Source organism: Flavobacterium sp. SH_e, from assembly GCF_025717045.1.
In the GTDB taxonomy this organism is placed as follows: domain Bacteria; phylum Bacteroidota; class Bacteroidia; order Flavobacteriales; family Flavobacteriaceae; genus Flavobacterium.
The window spans coordinates 336,578-354,334 of sequence record NZ_JAOVZN010000008.1 but is presented as its reverse complement, the minus strand read 5'-3'; the positions used below and the strand labels follow the sequence as shown (position 1 = coordinate 354,334).

14 protein-coding genes are annotated in these 17,757 nt (G+C 33.3%); 11 read left to right on the top strand and 3 right to left on the bottom strand.

What is annotated here, in order from left to right; all coding sequences use genetic code 11:
* Nucleotide 1: 1 nt before the first annotated feature.
* Nucleotides 2–3,088: a SusC/RagA family TonB-linked outer membrane protein gene (locus tag OD917_RS19630; RefSeq protein ID WP_263525111.1), complete on the bottom strand. Its 3,087-nt coding sequence runs from the start codon at nt 3,086–3,088 to the stop codon at nt 2–4.
* A 678-nt stretch (nt 3,089–3,766) separates the two neighbouring features.
* Between OD917_RS19630 and OD917_RS19625 the strand changes: the two genes are divergently transcribed.
* The gene (locus OD917_RS19625; RefSeq protein ID WP_263525110.1) at nt 3,767–4,405 is read left to right on the top strand and encodes a sugar-binding protein; all 639 of its coding nucleotides are present in this window, start codon (nt 3,767–3,769) and stop codon (nt 4,403–4,405) included.
* Between the two features lie 180 nt (nt 4,406–4,585).
* On the opposite strand, the gene OD917_RS19620 is transcribed toward OD917_RS19625, so the two are convergent.
* A complete protein-coding gene (locus OD917_RS19620; protein ID WP_263525109.1) occupies nt 4,586–5,626 on the bottom strand; it encodes a LacI family DNA-binding transcriptional regulator in 1,041 nt (346 codons plus the stop codon).
* A 231-nt stretch (nt 5,627–5,857) separates the two neighbouring features.
* Here OD917_RS19620 and OD917_RS19615 point away from each other — a divergent pair, with 231 nt between their 5' ends.
* The 5 genes from OD917_RS19615 to OD917_RS19595 all read left to right on the top strand — a co-directional run bounded on the left by OD917_RS19615 (nt 5,858) and on the right by OD917_RS19595 (nt 11,858).
* Nucleotides 5,858–6,949 (top strand): galactokinase family protein, encoded by a 1,092-nt coding sequence (locus OD917_RS19615; protein ID WP_263525108.1) that lies wholly within the window; start codon nt 5,858–5,860, stop codon nt 6,947–6,949.
* Nucleotides 6,950–6,955: 6 nt separating this feature from the next.
* Nucleotides 6,956–7,837, top strand: coding sequence for a sugar phosphate nucleotidyltransferase (locus OD917_RS19610; protein WP_263525107.1), 882 nt, complete (start codon nt 6,956–6,958; stop codon nt 7,835–7,837).
* A gap of 165 nt (nt 7,838–8,002) precedes the next feature.
* The gene (locus OD917_RS19605; RefSeq protein WP_263525106.1) at nt 8,003–9,382 is read left to right on the top strand and encodes a sugar MFS transporter; all 1,380 of its coding nucleotides are present in this window, start codon (nt 8,003–8,005) and stop codon (nt 9,380–9,382) included.
* 24 nt (nt 9,383–9,406) lie between these two features.
* The gene (nagB, locus tag OD917_RS19600) at nt 9,407–11,335 is read left to right on the top strand and encodes a glucosamine-6-phosphate deaminase (RefSeq protein WP_263525105.1); all 1,929 of its coding nucleotides are present in this window, start codon (nt 9,407–9,409) and stop codon (nt 11,333–11,335) included.
* Nucleotides 11,336–11,627: 292 nt separating this feature from the next.
* The gene (locus OD917_RS19595) at nt 11,628–11,858 is read left to right on the top strand and encodes a DUF3820 family protein (protein ID WP_008462478.1); all 231 of its coding nucleotides are present in this window, start codon (nt 11,628–11,630) and stop codon (nt 11,856–11,858) included.
* 66 nt (nt 11,859–11,924) lie between these two features.
* Here OD917_RS19595 and OD917_RS19590 read toward each other — a convergent pair whose 3' ends face one another.
* Complete coding sequence (locus tag OD917_RS19590; RefSeq protein WP_263525104.1) at nt 11,925–12,206, bottom strand: hypothetical protein; 282 nt, start codon at nt 12,204–12,206, stop codon at nt 11,925–11,927.
* A gap of 272 nt (nt 12,207–12,478) precedes the next feature.
* On the opposite strand from OD917_RS19590, the gene OD917_RS19585 reads away from it, so the two are divergent.
* From OD917_RS19585 to OD917_RS22625, 5 genes are all read left to right on the top strand, one after another.
* A complete protein-coding gene (locus OD917_RS19585) occupies nt 12,479–14,092 on the top strand; it encodes a CTP synthase (protein ID WP_263525103.1) in 1,614 nt (537 codons plus the stop codon).
* An 81-nt stretch (nt 14,093–14,173) separates the two neighbouring features.
* Complete coding sequence (gene yidC / locus OD917_RS19580) at nt 14,174–16,087, top strand: membrane protein insertase YidC (RefSeq protein ID WP_263525102.1); 1,914 nt, start codon at nt 14,174–14,176, stop codon at nt 16,085–16,087.
* A gap of 93 nt (nt 16,088–16,180) precedes the next feature.
* Nucleotides 16,181–16,906, top strand: coding sequence for a toxin-antitoxin system YwqK family antitoxin (locus OD917_RS19575; protein WP_263525101.1), 726 nt, complete (start codon nt 16,181–16,183; stop codon nt 16,904–16,906).
* 17 nt (nt 16,907–16,923) lie between these two features.
* Nucleotides 16,924–17,295, top strand: a complete 372-nt coding sequence (locus OD917_RS19570) for a DKNYY domain-containing protein (RefSeq protein ID WP_263525100.1) — start codon at nt 16,924–16,926, stop codon at nt 17,293–17,295.
* Entirely contained in the window at nt 17,276–17,749 is a 474-nt protein-coding gene (locus tag OD917_RS22625; protein ID WP_411970405.1) for a DKNYY domain-containing protein, read from the top strand. Before OD917_RS19570 ends, OD917_RS22625 begins: the two co-directional genes overlap by 20 nt.
* Nucleotides 17,750–17,757 lie beyond the last annotated feature (8 nt).

Sequence of the window (17,757 nt, the reverse complement as noted above, 5' to 3'; positions counted from 1 at the left end):
ACTAGTGAATTGCTACTTTAATTCCAAGTATAAATGTTCTTGAAGCTGGGAATGAGTTAAAATCGATTCCTCCACCTAAATTGTTAGATGAATGCCCGTTTACTTCAGGATCATTTCCAGAATAATTTGTGATTGTGAATAAATTTTGTCCGATAGCATACAATCTGATACTGTCAATAAATTTTACCGTTTTTAAAGCACTTTCAGGAATAGAATATCCAATAGAAACATTTTTCAAACGTAAATAAGAAGCTTCTTCAACAAATTTTGAATTCACATAACTGCCGTATTTGCTTTTGTAATATCCATCTCTAGGAATATCTGTATTTTCGTTTGTTCCAGCAACCCAGCGGTTTAATGCGTCTGTACTAGTAGAAGATTCGCCAACCATTGCAGTCATATTGTAAACTGAATAATCAAAAGCGCCTTGGAAAAAGATATTCATATCAAAATTTCCATATCTAAAATCATTATTAAAACCAGCTAAATAATGCGGAATAGAATTTCCTAAATACGTTCTGTCAGCAGCTGTAATAGTTCCATCGCCATCAACGTCTACATATTTTGGATCTCCAGGTACAGATAAAGGCTGAGGTGCGTAAGTCTCTCCAGTTTTGATAACACCTGCATATTTATATCCGTATAAAACTCCCATTTCTTTTCCTGGCTCCAATCTTGTAAATTCTTGTCCAGAAACGGTTCCGCTTGGATTAGAAGTATTTGTGCTGATAATTTTTACGTTATCTGCAAGAGAAACAACCTCTTGTTTATTGTAAGCAATGTTTAATGAAGTTCTCCAAGAAAATTTATCAGATCTGAAATTTTCAGTACTGATTCCGAATTCAAGACCTTTGTTGTCAATAACTCCAGAGTTAACTCTTTGAGTGCCAAATCCCCACCATCCTCCAACAGGAACATTTAAAAGCGCATCAGAAGTTCTCTTCTTATAAACATCAAAAGTGATAGAAAGTTTGTCATTAAATAAACCTAAATCAAAACCTAAATCGGTTTGAGCTGTTTCTTCCCATTTAAGATTTGGGTTAGCTAAATTTGCGGGCTCTGTACCTGCTACAAAATTGTCTGGTGAAATAGTAACACCCCAAGAAGTCAATCGGCTCATGTAAGAATAGTCTCCAATTCCATCATTTCCTGTAATACCGTAACTCGCTCTTAATTTAAGTTCAGAAATTGCTTTTACGTTTTGCATGAAAGATTCGTTAGAGATTTTCCAAGCAACGGCTCCAGAAGGGAAAATACCAAATCTGTTATTTGGACCAAAACGAGAAGAACCGTCTTTTCTTATGGTGAAAGTTGCTAAATATTTGTCATTGAAAGCATAATTTAACCTTCCAAAGTAAGAAGTTAATTTAGTTTCTGTTTTTTCAGTTTCAGGTTTCAAATAAACAGAAGCGCCTTGAAGATTGTAGTAAGTCAGTAAATCACTAGAAAAACCTGTACCGGCCGCTCTTACTCTTTCGTAAGTATCTTTTTGGTTTGAAGTACCAATCATTGCAGTGATTGCATGTACTTCTTTAATATCAAATTTATAAGTTAAATATTGCTCTGTACTCCATCTGAAATAGGTTTTATTTTCTTCAGAGCCAGAACCTTTTAAAGCTGCTCCGGCTACTAATGTACTTGGTGTATATTTTCCTTGTATATTTTCCTGCCATTCTGCACCAGCACCAAAGTGATACGTTAAACCTTTAATAATTTGATAATCTAAAAACATACTTCCATTTACCAAACGGTTGATAGTGTGATCTGTAGGTTCAAGTAAAAGCGCTAAAGCATTATCTTTTCCTTGATATTTGTAATAAGAACCATCAGCATTATAAATCGGAATAGTTGGAGGAGCTGTTTGGATTGAGAACATCGGAGATAGAATATTATCACCAAAATCACTGTTATTTCCTTCAGCAACAGCGCCATAAACATTTGTTCCCATATTCAATCTCTCATTGAATCTTTTTTCGCCGCCCATTCTAACACTATATCTTTCAAAATCAGTGTTTTCAATAGCACCAGTTTGTTTCAAATAGTTTCCAGAAAGGAAGAATTTAGAGTTTTGATCGCTTCCGCTAAAAGTAAGCGTTCTGTTAAGCACCTCTCCAGGACGAGTTGCTGCTTCAAACCAATTTGTATTCGCAATTGGAAAACTTGAAGGGAAAACTGGCGGTCTTCCATTTTCAGCAGCAATTGCATTCTGAATATCAGCGTATTGTTGTCCAGTTACTAAAGACGGCTCTTTTATAATGTTTTGAAAACCATCAGAAATCTCTGCTTCAACGTTCATTTTTCCAGATTTTCCTTTTTTAGTCGTAATCAAAATAACTCCATTTCCTCCACGAGCACCATAAATTGCTGTAGAAGCGGCGTCTTTCAAAATTTGAATATTTTCAATATCATTCGGACTAATAGAAGCTCCTGTACTTGTAATAAATCCGTCCACTACATATAGTGGAGCGTTCGAAGTATTAATCGAGTTTCCACCTCTAATTACCACAGACGGGTTAGTTCCTGGCGCATAACTGTTTTGCTGCACTTGAACTCCAGAAGCACGTCCTTGTAAAGCTTGACCAACGTTTGCAACAGTTCCGCCTAAGTTTAAATTGTCTTTACTAAGCGAACTCACAGAACCTGTAAGGTCTTTTTTCTTAGATTTTCCGTATCCAATTACAACTTCTTCTAATTTTTGTCCTGCTTCTTTCATGACAATTTTTAGATGAGTGCTTCCAATAGTTACTTCTTGATCTTCCATACCAATGTAAGTAATCACAAGTTTTGTAGCATTATCAGGAACTGTAATGGCAAAACTTCCATCAACATCAGTTTGTACACCTTTTGTAGAGCCTTTAACCACGACATTGGCACCAGGAAGAGGTAAACCATTTTGATCGGTAACAGTTCCTTTTACTGTTTTTTCAAAAAACAGCGCTGAATAGTTTTTATCTGAAATTTTTATAGAAGAAGCCGCAGAAGCTTGAAATGTAAAAACTAATAACGAAAGAACTGTTAATCCGATTTCTTTGCGGGATAAATTGTTAATCCGAAAATCTCTTGGCTTTTTTTGGGTTAATAATTTCATACTTTAAATTGGTTTTGGTTAATGTTTAATTGTTTTTTTCTTGTTTGTAGGTTTTAGATTTCTTTTTTGATCTGGAAATTCATTTTGTCTTTTTAATTGCTTTTTGATTGAGTCGTTTTTTATACAAGACGGAGGCTTTATTTTTTACTCTAAATACTGCTTATTTAGTTCTGTTTTCTCCTTTTCAGAAGATTAAAAATCACCCGAAATTTTGCATAATTAACTTAGTTTTAAGATTAATCTCTGACGAAACTATAGATTATATTTTTATAAAACAAGAAAAAACACAAAAAATGTGCTCGAACACACAAAATTTATGTTCTCGAGCACATAAAATTGTACGAAACGTTTTTTTTAGCTTAAAACGATGTGATATTTTTAAAATGTTTTGGGAATAGAGGTATTCTTAAAACTGAGTGATTTTTGAATAATAAATGCTGATTTTGAAAAAACTTGTGAATTTCGCAAAGACCTGTTTAAAAACGTAAAAATTAAGCAGTCTTTTCTTATGGCTTAATAGAGCTGCTTTTTGGTTTATTTTAAGAAAAGTATCTTGTTTTTCTATTCAATTTTAAACTATCTTGGTCACCTTAAAAAAGAACAGAAAAACAAAATCAATTTGAAGTATTCTTGACTTTTTGAAAGAATAAAAATTAACAAAAAATTAGAACCTGAATCGTGAAAGAATATCAAGTAATTTTAATCGATAGAAATCAAAAAAAAGAGATCGAAATCTTAGAGCCATCTTTTTGGGCAAAAGCAAATTGTCTAACAGATTTTTGTTCGCCTTGGAAAAGCGATTCGTTTTCAAAAATTGAATTTAGAGCACTTTGGGATTTGGAATATCTTTATTTTAATTTCCAAGTTTTTGATTCAGAGATTTATATTGATAGAAAAGATGATTCTACAGAAAGTATTTGTAATTCTGATAGGGTAGAGCTGTTTTTTAGAAAAGATGAAAAGTTAAGTCCATATTATTGTCTGGAAATGGATGTGGATAATCGCATTTTGGACTTTGAAGCTTATCCGAACTGGAATTTCGATTACAATTGGAAATGGCCAGAAAATCAAATGGAAATACAATCAGTAAAAAAGCAAAATTCGTTTACTGTTGCGGGAAAAATCAGTATAGCTTCGTTAGAAGAATTTGATTTAATTCAAAACAATATCATTGAGACAGGGGTTTATAGAGCTAAATTTTCTCAAGATGAAAAAGGAGAATATAAGCCAACTTGGATTTCGTGGGTTAATCCCAATACTGCAGAACCGAATTTTCATATCGCTTCTTCTTTTGGGAAGTTTGTGTTGATGAAATGATTTGCCGCAAAGGCACTAAGACGCAAAGTTTTTTTTTAAAGAAATCTAATTTGAATTGCCTTTAGCTTTAGCTGGAAATAATTAAGGTATCGAAAGTATAAAAAACTTTGCGCCTCTGCGACTTTGCGAGATTTAAACAAAAAAACTTTGCGTCTTAGTGTCTTCGTGGCAAAAAAAACTCTAGCTAACATAAAAAGAGGCGTTTTCGACATTTATAATGTCAATTGGCAGCAAAATAGTTTCAGGTATATCTTTTCTGAATAAAAAGTGATCTGCTAAAGTGCTTACGCCCAAATATGCCTGTCTTTTTTGATTTTGATGAATTAAAAAATGAACAAGTCCCTGATTTAAAAAACTGACATTTTTTTCAATCAAGTCATAACCAATAAGCGCAATCTTTTTGTCTTCAAAATTTGATAGACTAGAAGCTATTTGATATGCTTTGGAAGTGGTGATAAAAATACCGCTCAAATCAGGATGTTCGTCAACAAATGCAGCGAACTTGGTTTCGATGTTGGAATATTTTAATTTAAGTGTAATTAAAGAGAAATCGGGAAGATTCTTTTCTTCAAAATAACTTCTGAAACCTCGTTCTTTTTCCTGCATGTGAACTGCATTTTTAAGGCTTTCGTCAATATGGATTATTGCAATTTGGCCTTTTGGAAGAATTAAATTCATCAAACTTGCAGCAACACGGCCGCTTTTGTATAAATCTTGTCCAACAAAACTTTTAATAGAAGAAGATTCAACCTGGTTATTAAAAGTATTTACCATAATTTCCAATTCGTCATATCGTTTAATGATTTCTACTGTTTCCTTATGAAAAAGCGGGGTCAGTAAAACGGCGTCAGGCGATTGAGCTATTATGGTTTCGTTGGTTTTTAAAAAAGATTTTGTGCTTTCTGGATTAAAATAATGTATTTCTATAATTACATTGTACGCTTTGAATTCTGTTATAGCATCTTGAATTCCGTTTACACAAGGAAGCCAGTAAGGATCGAAAGCAGGATCTGGAAGTAAAACGCAAATACGATAAACTTTTGTGCTTTTTAAATTTCGGGCAATTAAGTTCGGTTCATAATCAATTACGTTTAGAACTTCATTGATTTTTTCCAGTGCTGCAGGAGATACTTTTCCTCTATTATGCAAAACGCGATCTACAGTTCCCTTAGAAACTCCAGCCATCTGCGCTATATCCTTAATTGTGTACTTTTTATCCATATGAGCAAATATAAAAACTTTGAGCAAATAAACGTAAATTTTTTGTAAGAATTCAAAAATGTGCTCGAGAACATAAAATTAGTGTGTTCGAGCACATTTTTGTATTTTTTCTTGTTTTATAAAAATATAATCTATAGTTTCGTGAAATCAAAACCGAAAAACTAAAATAAAAAGATAACCTAATAATGTTGTAATTTGTTGAATTGCAATATTTTAACACAATGTGTTTACGTGAAAAAAATTACCTCATTAGCTCCCGGCCGAACTTGTCTCTTTGGAGATCATCAGGATTATTTAGGGCTGCCTGTTATAGCCTGTGCGATAGATCGAAATATTAAATTAATAGCAAAAGAAAATCAGACCGAAACGTTTGTTCTGAATATGATTGATATTAATGAAATCCGAATAATCGATATACACGACGCTTTCGAAAAGTTAGAACCAAGAGATTATTTTGCATCATCATTACGCGTTTTGCGTAGATACGGCTGCAAGCCAACATCTGGTTATACCATTACAATTACTGGAGATATTCCGATTAATTCAGGAACATCGAGTTCGTCGGCCTTGTTGATGGCTTGGATTCGTTTTCTTATAGAAGCTTTTGGAATTGATCATGAAGTTACGCCTGAATTTCTCTCTAAATTAGGTTATGAATCTGAAGTTTTAGAACATGGAGAACCTGGTGGAATGATGGATCATTTCAGCATTGGGGTTGGAAATATTGTTTACATCAATACCAAAAAACCATTTTCTTTTAATATAGTAGGAACAGAATTAAAAGGTTTAATTACAGGGGTTTCTGGTGTTCCAAAGGAAACTATTGGGCTTCTTGGTGAATTAAAAGGAAATGCTTTAATGGCAATTGATATAGTAAAGCAGAATTATCCGCAGTTTGATTTAAATACTTCCGAAATTGAGGATTTAGATAAATATCGAAATTGTCTTCCAGATCGTTTGATTCCGTTTTTTGAAGCGGCAATCAGAAATTACCATTATACCAAAGAAGCATTAAAAGAATTTGAAAAGCCAATTTTAGATCTTAAAAAAATTGGCGCTTTGATGAATGGGCATCATGAAGTTTTACGCGATTTATTGAAAATTACTGTTCCAAGAATTGATGCAATGGTAAGTGCGGCATTGAAAGCTGGTGCATACGGAGCAAAAATTGTGGGTTCTGGCGGCGGTGGAAGCATTGTTGTAATTGCAGATCCTAAGAATGAAGGTGCTGTAATTGAAGCAATTTTAAATGCTGGAGCTGAAGAAGCGTATGCTGTTAATGTTGATCCGGGAGTACGAATTATTGATAATACTGAAATTTAAAATAAAATGCACGACAATTTAGTAATTCTAGCCGGCGGAGCTTCTTCGCGTATGAAAAAAGAAGCGGTTATAGATAATTTATCTCCAGAAGAAATTGCACAGGCAAACGAAAGAAGTAAAGGTTTAATAGGTGTTGGCGCAAGCGGAAGACCTCTTTTGGATTATCTTTTATGCAATGCCAAAAAAGCAGGTTATAAAAACATCTATATTATAATAGGAGAGCAAGGGGAATTGTTTAAAGAATTTTACGGCAGTAAAATGAAGGATAATGATTTTCATGGACTTAATATTTCATTTGCAATTCAATATATTCCAGAGGGAAGAACAAAACCATTCGGGACAGCAGATGCATTGTTTCAGGCTGTAGAGCAATATCCAGAATTAAATTTGCAGTTTTATTCGGTTTGTAATAGCGATAACTTGTATTCAGCTGAAGCTTTGCGCGCGCTGAGAGAAACGGAAAGTCCGAATGCTTTTATAAGTTATGACCGTGACGCAATGGATTTTCCATTAGAACGTATTTCGCGATTTGCAATTGCAAAATTAGATCAGAACAATCAGTTGTTAGATATATTAGAAAAGCCTTCAGAGGATGTTTTGGAGCAATATAAAGATGCGGAAGGAAAGATTAGAGTAAGTATGAATGCTTTTAAATTTAACGGCAACACCTTATATATACATCTTAAGAATTGTCCTGCTCATCCAGAGCGTGATGAAAAGGAACTTCCAACGGTTCTTTTGAACTCCGTAAAGGAAAATCCGAATACTACTGTCGGAATTCCGTTTTCAGAGCATGTTCCTGACCTAACTGCTAAAGAAGATATTGCTGATGTAAAAACATATTTAGCAAAATATTACCCTGATTTAAACTGGAATAGCAAAAATTAACAAAACTTTCATATCTAAATTAGAAATTAAGGAAATTTAATGTACTACTTTTGTTTTGCAAAAAAAATGCAGATATTTGCATAAATTACGCATTGAGTAATAAAAGCGTTGATTCTAATTTAGATTTTGAAAGAATTAAATCTATAACTAATCAACCCAAAAATTATGACAAACATTCAAAGTACATTGCAATTAGAGAAAAAAAACACCGTTGTTCCAATGGTGATTTTAACTTTATTGTTTTTTATTCTAGGATTTGTAACCTGGCTAAACGGGCCGCTAATTCCGTTTTTTGAATTGGCTTGCGAATTGACTTCTTTTCAAGCGTATTTTGTGACTTTCGCATTTTATATTGCTTATTTTGTAATGGCAGTTCCTTCTTCTTATATCATTGAAAAAGTGGGGTATAAGAACGGAATTTCTTTAGGTTTACTTATTATCGCTGCTGGAGCTTTTATGTTTTATCCTGCGGCTTCAAGCAGAACATTTCTTTTCTTTTTAGTTGCATTATTTGTAATGGGAACTGGTTTGGCGGTTTTACAAACAGCCTCAAATCCGTATGTTGTTGTAATTGGGCCGAGAGAAAGTGCAGCGGTAAGAATCAGTGTTTTAGGAATTGCAAATAAACTAGCAGGATTTGTAGCGCCAATTGTACTTACAGTTTTGGTTTTGTCTAATATGCAAGACTTTACAGCCGATAAAATTGCTTTGATGGACGAAGCTGCAAAAACAAATGCGCTAAATTCTCTTGCATTGCAATTGCAAAGACCGTATCTTTATATAGGATTGATTATTACGGTTTTAGCTTTGTTAGTTAAATTTTCTCCTTTGCCAGAAATTGATTTGGATGAAGAAGGAAATGTATCGCATTTAAATATTTTCAAACAGATAAAAAACGCATTTAGATATCCGCAACTGGTTTTAGGAGTAATCACTTTAATGCTGTATTTATCTGCTGAAGTGCTTGCTGGAGACTCTATTGGAGGTTTCGGAAAACAGCTTGGAGTTTATGGAGAAGAGGGAAATTTTTATCTAAAATTAACTTCGTTTACAATGTCTGCAATGGTTGTTGGATATATACTCGGAATCGTTTTAATTCCTAAATATGTTTCTCAAGTTGCAGCTCTAAAAGCTTCAGGACTATTAGGTTTAGTGCTGGTTTTGACGATTGTTTTGATTTCGCCAAAAATTACAGTTGCATTGCCTGGAACTCCAAATATTCCTCTAGTTATTTTATTAGTAGCACTTTTAGGATTGGCAAATGCATTATGCTGGCCGGCAATTTGGCCAATGGCTTTGCAGGATTTGGGCGGATATACAAAGATTGGAAGTGCAATTTTGATTATGGGAATTATAGGTGGAGCCGTTTTTCCTCTTTTCTACGGAATGATTGTAGAAAGTGTGAATTCATCAATTGTTGCAAAAAATATGCAAGATGTTTCAAGAAGCGGTAATCAGGTGGCTTATTTGATATTGTTACCGTCTTATGCGATGATTTTATTTTATGCTATGAAAGGGCATAAATACAGGAAATGGAGTAGTTGAACAAAAATAAAAAATTAATATATCATGTTAAAAAGTAAAATCGACAAGGCAACAGGTTTCGAAAAACGATTCGAAAACATCAATACAGTTGTTTTTGAAAACTCAACTGATGCTTCAAAAGAAGTAGCGCAGGAAATTGCAGCTTTAATCAGAGAAAAACAAAATGAAGGTAAACCTTGTATTTTAGGTTTGGCAACAGGTTCTTCTCCAAAAGGACTATATGCTGAATTAGTGCGTTTGCATAAAGAAGAAGGTTTGAGTTTCAAAAACGTAATTAGTTTTAACTTGGATGAATATTATCCAATGGAACCAAATTCAATCAACAGTTATGTTCGTTTCATGAAAGAGCTTTTGTTTGATCATGTCGATATTTTACCTGAAAACGCTCACGTTCCAGATGGGCTTTTGACAAAAGAACAAATTGCAGATTATTGTCACGAATATGAAGCTAAAATCGAAGCTTTAGGTGGAATTGATCTTCAGATTCTTGGAATTGGAGGAAACGGACACATCGGATTTAATGAGTCTGGTTCGCTTCAAAACTCTAAAACTCGTTTAGTGGCTTTAGATCATATTACGAGAGTTGCTGCAAGCAAAGATTTCTTTGGTTTAAATAATACACCAAGAACTGCAATTACGCTTGGAGTTAAAAAAATCATGGAAGCAAAAAGAGTGATTTTATTAGCTTGGGGAGAAGGAAAAGCAAATATTGTAAAAAAATCTGTGGAAGATGAAGTTACAAACAGAGTTCCAGCTTCATTTTTGCAAGAGCACAATAATGCAGTTTTTATTTTGGACAAAGAAGCTTCTTCTAAACTAACAAGAATCAACAAGCCTTGGTTGGTTGAGAAAATCGTTTGGACAGACAAATTAACTCGTAAAGCAGTTTTAGGATTGGCATTAGATCTTAAAAAACCAATTTTAATGCTTACGGATGCAGATTATATCGAAAACGGTATGAGTGATTTGTTGGCAGATTCAGGTCCAGCTTATGATACTAACATTAAGATATTTAATAAATTACAAAATACAATTACAGGTTGGCCAGGTGGAAAACCAAATTCAGATGATTCTAATCGTCCTGAAAGAGCTGAACCTGCTAAAAAACGTGTACTGCTTTTCAGTCCGCACCCTGATGATGATATCATTAGTATGGGAGGAACTTTTATGCGTTTGCAAGAGCAAGGTCATGAAGTACACGTTGCGTACCAAACTTCTGGAAACATTGCAGTTGCAGATGATGAAGCATTGCGTTTTGCAAGATTCGTAATTGATTACAACGAGAAATTCGGAATCAAAAGCGAAGAAGCTGATAATATCTACAAAAAAGCTGAAGCGTTTTTACAGAACAAAAAGAACAGCGAAATTGATATTCCAGAAGTTCGTTATATTAAAGGTTTGATTAGAAAAGGAGAGGCGAGAGCTACAAGTTATTTTGTTGGTCTTCCAGATTCTCAGATTCACTTTATGGAATTGCCTTTCTATGAAACAGGAACAATTGAGAAAAAACCAATTGGACCAGAAGATATTCAGTTGACAGTTGATTTAATTGAAAAAATTAAACCGCACCAAATTTACGCAGCTGGAGATTTAGCAGATCCACACGGAACGCATAAAGTTTGTTTGGATGCTATTTTTGAAGCTGTAAAAGTTTTAAAGCCAAAAGAATTCATGAACGATTGCTGGTTATGGTTGTACCGTGGAGCTTGGCAAGAGTGGGGAATTGACGAAGTTGAAATGGCAGTTCCAATGAGTCCAGATCAGGTTTTAGCAAAACGTCACGGAATTTTCAAACACCAATCTCAAAAAGATGGAGTTGTTTTCCAAGGAACAGATGCAAGAGAGTTCTGGCAGAGAGCAGAAGACAGAAACCGTGAAACAGCTGAATTGTACCACCAATTAGGTTTAGCGACTTATGCGGCAATGGAGGCTTTCGTGAGATGGCATTATTAAAAAGTGACAAAGGTTTAGAGTGACAAAGGGGCAGAGGTTTCTAATCTGTGCTGAACTTTTTTAAATAATATTTTTGAAGCAGGAAGAGAGGACGATAATTGGTTCTTTTTTCTTGCTTCTTTTTTTTAAAGTTGCTAAGGTTCTAAGATTCTGAGATTCTAAGTTTTTAATCTTTGATTTAATAATCTGTGAGAATCCTTTTAATCTGTGGCAAATAAATAATAGCTTTGCATATAATTGAAGCAAGAAGAAAGTATAAGTCTTTCCTCTTGCTTCTTTCTTCTTAAAAACTATGGATCAAGACAAAAAACAACTCATAAAATTAGCACACACCAAAATGCCTTTCGGAAAATATGAAGGGAAATATTTAATTGATCTTCCAGAGTATTACGTGGTTTGGTATCATAATAAAGGTTTTCCAAAAGGCGAGCTTGGTCAGCAACTACAACTTATTTATGAATTGAAATTGAATGGTTTAGAAGAATTGATTCGAAATATTAAGAAACAATATCCAAAGCCCTAAAAAAAGATAAGTTTAATTATGTTTGTGATTTTGAAAACGTTTTTATTTTTATAGATTGAAAGTTAATTAAATGGGAAATAATATTAAAAAACAAAGTTCAGGGAAGACTTTAAGCATAATATCGTTAATACTGTCATTTTTGGCTATTATTGCAGCAGGACTTTGTTGTTTGACTTTTTTTATAAGCCCGCTAATTGCAATACCTTTTGGTCTATTAGCAATTTTTCTAGGTTTCCTTGCTGTAATCTCAGGTGTGATTGGTATGTCGCAAGCAAGGAAAAGCAATAGTTCGCTAATTATTTCGCAACTTGGATTATGTTTAGGAATAATTGCCGTTTCGATTATCATTATTTCTCTTATAATAATGTTTTATTACATGGGGTCTGGAATGTTAAGATAGAAGGTTTGTAGATTTTTTTTAATCTCTTAACTGGTACTAACGAATAAGCGGAATATTCAAAAAAACAGATCAATTTAAAGCTAAAATTATCGATTACAAAAACGAGTAATCAATCTGTTTAAAAATTTAAAAATTATCTCATTCTCGAATTGATAAATTGTCTAATTAAATTTGTACTTTTGCCAAGTTTTTTACACAACTACTTACAAACAACAACAGAATGAATCAAACAAAATATATTTTTGTTACAGGAGGTGTGACCTCTTCATTAGGAAAAGGGATTATCGCGGCATCTTTGGCAAAATTGTTACAAGGAAGAGGATACCGTACTACAATTCAGAAATTTGATCCATACATTAACGTAGATCCGGGAACTTTGAATCCTTACGAGCATGGAGAATGTTATGTGACAGATGATGGAGCTGAAACTGACTTAGACTTAGGACACTACGAGCGTTTCTTGAACGTTCCTACATCTCAGGCTAATAACGTTACAACAGGAAGAGTTTATCTTTCGGTTATTGAAAAAGAAAGAAGAGGAGAATTTTTAGGAAAAACGGTTCAAGTTGTTCCTCATATCACAAACGAAATCAAAGACAGAATGCAATTGCTAGGAAAATCTGGCGATTATGATATTGTGATTACTGAAATTGGCGGTACTGTTGGTGATATCGAATCTCTACCTTATATAGAATCTGTTCGTCAATTAGTTTGGGAATTAGGTGAAAATAACGGAATTGTTATTCACTTAACATTAGTTCCTTATTTGGCAGCAGCAGGAGAGTTAAAAACAAAACCAACTCAACACTCTGTTAAAACTTTAATGGAAAGCGGTATTAAAGCCGATATTTTGGTTTGTAGAACGGAGCACGAATTGTCTCAGGAATTACGCCAAAAACTAGCTTTATTCTGTAATGTGAAAAAAGAAGCGGTTATTCAGTCAATTGATGCTTCTACTATATATGAAGTTCCAAATTTAATGCTTGAAGAAGGATTAGACGTTGTGGCTTTAAAGAAACTAGATTTGCCTAAAAAAGCATCTCCAGATCTTAAAAACTGGAATACTTTCTTAAAAAGATTAAAAAGTCCAAAACAAACTGTAAACATTGGTTTGGTTGGTAAATATGTAGAAATGCAGGATTGCTACAAATCTATTTTAGAGGCGTTCATTCATGCAGGAGCTGCAAACGAAACAAAAGTAAACGTAATTTCAATTCACTCAGAGCATATCAATGCTGAAAATGTGGAAGAAAAATTAGGTTCTTTAGACGGAGTTTTAGTTGCTCCAGGTTTTGGTGAAAGAGGTATTGAAGGAAAAATCGAAGCGGTTCGTTTTGTGCGTGAAAACAACATTCCTTTCTTCGGAATTTGTTTAGGAATGCAAATGTCTGTTATCGAATATTCTAGAAATATTTTAGGTTATGCAGAAGCGAACTCTACAGAGATGAACGACAAAACGTCTCATCCGGTTGTGAGTTTAATGGAAGAGCAGAAAAATGTAACCGATAAAGGAGGAACAATGCGTTTAGGTGCTTGGAAATGTGATATTAAACCAGACACTTTAGCATACAAAATTTACGGAGAAAAAACTATTTCGGAGCGTCACCGCCACCGTTATGAGTACAACAATAAATATGCTGATGAATTGCAAAAAGCTGGTTTAAAAGCTTCTGGAGTTAATCCTGATACAGGATTAGTTGAAATTGTGGAGCTTGAAAATCACCCGTTCTTCATTGGTGTACAATACCATCCAGAATACAAGAGTACCGTTGCAAATCCGCACCCTATTTTTGTGAACTTTGTGGCTGCTGCTGTAAATGCACATAAAAAATAATAATTATATTCTGTGAAGATGTAACATTTGAGTGAAACTCATTACTAATAACCTTCAACGAATAACTTTTTTAAATTAATAATGGAAGAAAAAAAATTAGACCTCAATTCGATCATTGGTTTTGTGTTGATCTTTGGAATTTTGATTTGGATCATGTATCAAAATCAGCCTTCTGAAAAAGAAATTGCTGCTGAGAAAGCCAAGAAAGAATTAGTTGCTAAACAAGAAGCACAAGCAAAAGCAGATAAAGCTAAAACTGCGTCATTACCAGCTGCAGCTGTAACTCCTGGAGATACAGTTCAATTGGCTCAATTGCAAAAAACTTTAGGAGGATTTGCTTATTCTGCAACACTTCCTTCTGCAAAAGAAGCTTTTACTACAATCGAAAACGAAAAATTAAGATTAAAGATTGCTAATAAAGGTGGATATATTGTTGAAGCTACTTTAAAAGAATTTGAAAAGTTTAAAAAAGGTTCTGGTGAATTAGTTGAGTTAATTAAAAATAATAACTCTAACCTAAATTTACAGCTTCTTACTACAGACAATAGAACATTAAACTCTAAAGATTTGTATTTCGAACCGACATTAGAAAAAATTGGTGCAGACCAAGTTCTTTCTATGCGTTTGAAAGCTGGTGCTAATGAATTTTTAGAATATAAATACATTTTAAAGCCGAACGATTACTTAGTTGGTTTTGATATCCGTTCTCAAGGTTTAAACAGAGTTTTAAATTCTGCTAAACCAGTTGATTTGCAATGGGATTTAAAAACATATAGAAATGAAAAAAGTGTTTCTTATGAAAATCGTTTTGCTCAAATCGATTACAAATATGAAGAATCAAAATATAATAATGTAAGCCAACATGGGCAAGGTAAAGAAGAAACACCGACAAAAGTCAGTTTTGTAGCTTTTAAACAGCACTTCTTTGCTACTATTTTATCTACAGAAAAACCTTTCGAAACGTCAAAATTACAGTCGGACGATTTAGTAAAGGATGAAAAAATCGATACTGTTTTTACTAAACAGTTTAGAGCTAATTTGCCTTTAGCGTTCACAAACGGAGAGATCGATTACAAAATGAATTTGTACATGGGTCCCGTAGATTACAAAACATTGAAAGCTTACGATAAAAATTTCGATAAAATTATTCCTTTAGGATGGGGAATCTTCGGATGGATCAACAAATTTATTTTTGTTCCTTTATTCGGATTCTTAAGTTCTACAATTGGATTGTCATTAGGAATTGCAATTATTGTATTTACAATTATCATCAAATTGGCTATGTCGCCAATTACGTACAAATCATTTTTGTCTCAGGCTAAAATGAAAGTTTTAAGACCTGATATCGCTGAGTTGGGAGAGAAATTCAAAAAAGACCCAATGAAGAAACAACAGGAGACAATGAAACTGTACAACAAAGCAGGAGTAAACCCAATGGCAGGATGTATCCCGGCATTGATTCAGTTGCCTTTCATGTACGCATCGTTCCAGTTTTTCCCTGCAGCATTTGAATTAAGACAAAAAAGTTTCCTTTGGGCAGATGATTTATCTTCTTTTGACTCAATTGTAAAATTACCATTCAATATTCCAATGTACGGAGACCATATCAGTTTGTTTCCAATCTTGGCGGCAATTGCAATTTTCTTCTACATGAAAATGACTTCTGGAGATCAGCAAATGGCAGCTCCTCAGCAAGAAGGTATGCCAGATATGGCAAAAATGATGAAAATCATGATTTATGTTTCGCCATTAATGATGTTAATTTTCTTCAATAGTTATGGTGCTGGATTGAGTTTGTACAACTTTATTTCGAACTTAATTACAATCGGAATTATGTTTGTGATCAAGAATTATATTGTAGACAGTGATAAAATTCACGCTCAGATTCAAGAGAACAAACAAAGAGAGCCTAAAAAGCCAAGTAAGTTCCAACAGCGTCTTCAAGAAGTAATGGAACAGCAAGAAGCAGCAAAAGCTCAGAATAAAAAGAAATAATTCTCAATAAAAAAATCTCGATTTATCGGGATTTTTTTATACCATTATAATTTATAATTAAGATTTTCGTTTAGCTTAAAAATAGAATTTACCATGATCTCAAAAAAAATCATATTTGGATTATTATTCGTAACAACATTAGTTTCGAATGCACAAACCGATATTAATAAAGTTGATGCAGCAGGAAAAAAAGACGGACTTTGGAAAGGAACTTATGCTGAATCTAAACGCCCTCGTTATGAAGGAACTTTTGATCACGGAAAAGAAACTGGTGTTTTTAAATTTTTTGACGATACAAAAAAAGGAGACATTATAGCTACAAGAGATTTTAGTGCTAATGATGGAAGTTCTTACACTGTTTTTTTTGATCAAAATAAAAACAAAGTAAGCGAAGGAAAAGAGATAGGAAAAGCTCGCGAAGGAGAATGGAAATATTACCATAAAGCTTCTAAAGTTTTGATGACGGTTGAGAATTACAAAAACGGAAAACTAGAAGGTTTAAGAACTATTTATTATCCAAATGCACAAGTTGCAGAAGAGATGACTTATAAAAACGGTTTGAAAGAAGGACCTTATAAAAAAATAGGACAAGACGGAACGCTTTTAGAAGAATCTTATTTCAAAAATAACGAATACAACGGAGAAACTGTTTTTTATGATTCAGACAAATCTGTTGCTTCTAAAGGGAAATTTGTAAATGGTAAAAAAGCTGGTATTTGGCAGTTTTATCAAAAAGGGAAATTGGTGAAAGAAGTAAATATGAGTGATCCTAAAAATATTAATAAAGCTTCAGAGAAAGGTCCAGCACCGAAAAAGTAAACAATATATTTGATAGAATGAAAGGGAGTAAATTGGCAGAGCTTTATGATGCTAATAATGAAAATGCATTGTATTGGACGGATGGAAAAGTAGTTTATTTTCGTGAAAATAAAATTAAAAATGTTGATATAGATTCTTTTGAGCAATTTCCGGGTTGTTGGGCAAAAGATAAGAATTATTGTTATTCAGGAGGTAGTAAACTTAAAGATGGAGATAGTTTAACTTTTGAAGTCCTAAATTATGCTTTCGCTAAAGATAAGAATAATGTTTGGACATTAGAAGGACGTATTCCAGAAGCTGATACTAAAACTTTCGAAGTTTGTGACACTGGTAAAAAGTCTTTGGGAATTACATTTGTATTTATAGAAAATAATAAAAAAACAAGGTAAAGAATCGTTTGTTCCTTATGGATTTGCTAAAGATGCAAATAATGTTTTTTATTATGATTTTCAAGGTAAAACTAAAGTTTTAAAAAAAGCTATTTCGTCCTCTTTTAAATCTTTAAACGATGGAGATTTTGGGTATGATGAAAATTCTGTTTTTTACGGAAAAAATATTCTTTCAAAAGCCAATCCAAAAACTTGGAAAAAATTGCATGATAAATATTTCTATTCCATAGATCAAAATAGGGTGTATTATTTTAATCGATTAATAAAAGATGCTGATGCAGAATCTTTTGAGATAGTATTTGTTTCATCGATATTCGAAACGCCGACTCAATATGCAAAAGATAAAAACCATTTCTATTTAAATGATACTATTTGTTCGAGCGAAGAGTTTGAGAAATATGTAGCGGAAACGATTGCTCGTAATAAGGAAGCCGAAAGTAAAATTAAAAGATAAATTGTTTA

Excerpts from the sequence above, each read along its gene's own strand:
- OD917_RS19605 (WP_263525106.1), top strand. The coding sequence starts at position 8,003 with ATGACAAACATTCAAAGTACATTGCAATTAGAGAAAAAAAACACCGTT.
- OD917_RS19575 (WP_263525101.1), top strand. The coding sequence starts at position 16,181 with ATGATCTCAAAAAAAATCATATTTGGATTATTATTCGTAACAACATTA.
- nagB (WP_263525105.1), top strand. The coding sequence starts at position 9,407 with ATGTTAAAAAGTAAAATCGACAAGGCAACAGGTTTCGAAAAACGATTC.
- yidC (WP_263525102.1), top strand. The coding sequence starts at position 14,174 with ATGGAAGAAAAAAAATTAGACCTCAATTCGATCATTGGTTTTGTGTTG.
- OD917_RS19590 (WP_263525104.1), bottom strand. The coding sequence starts at position 12,206 with ATGATAATCGAAACGGCAATTATTCCTAAACATAATCCAAGTTGCGAA.
- OD917_RS19630 (WP_263525111.1), bottom strand. The coding sequence starts at position 3,088 with ATGAAATTATTAACCCAAAAAAAGCCAAGAGATTTTCGGATTAACAAT.
- OD917_RS19585 (WP_263525103.1), top strand. The coding sequence starts at position 12,479 with ATGAATCAAACAAAATATATTTTTGTTACAGGAGGTGTGACCTCTTCA.
- OD917_RS19610 (WP_263525107.1), top strand. The coding sequence starts at position 6,956 with ATGCACGACAATTTAGTAATTCTAGCCGGCGGAGCTTCTTCGCGTATG.
- OD917_RS19595 (WP_008462478.1), top strand. The coding sequence starts at position 11,628 with ATGGATCAAGACAAAAAACAACTCATAAAATTAGCACACACCAAAATG.
- OD917_RS19570 (WP_263525100.1), top strand. The coding sequence starts at position 16,924 with ATGAAAGGGAGTAAATTGGCAGAGCTTTATGATGCTAATAATGAAAAT.
- OD917_RS19620 (WP_263525109.1), bottom strand. The coding sequence starts at position 5,626 with ATGGATAAAAAGTACACAATTAAGGATATAGCGCAGATGGCTGGAGTT.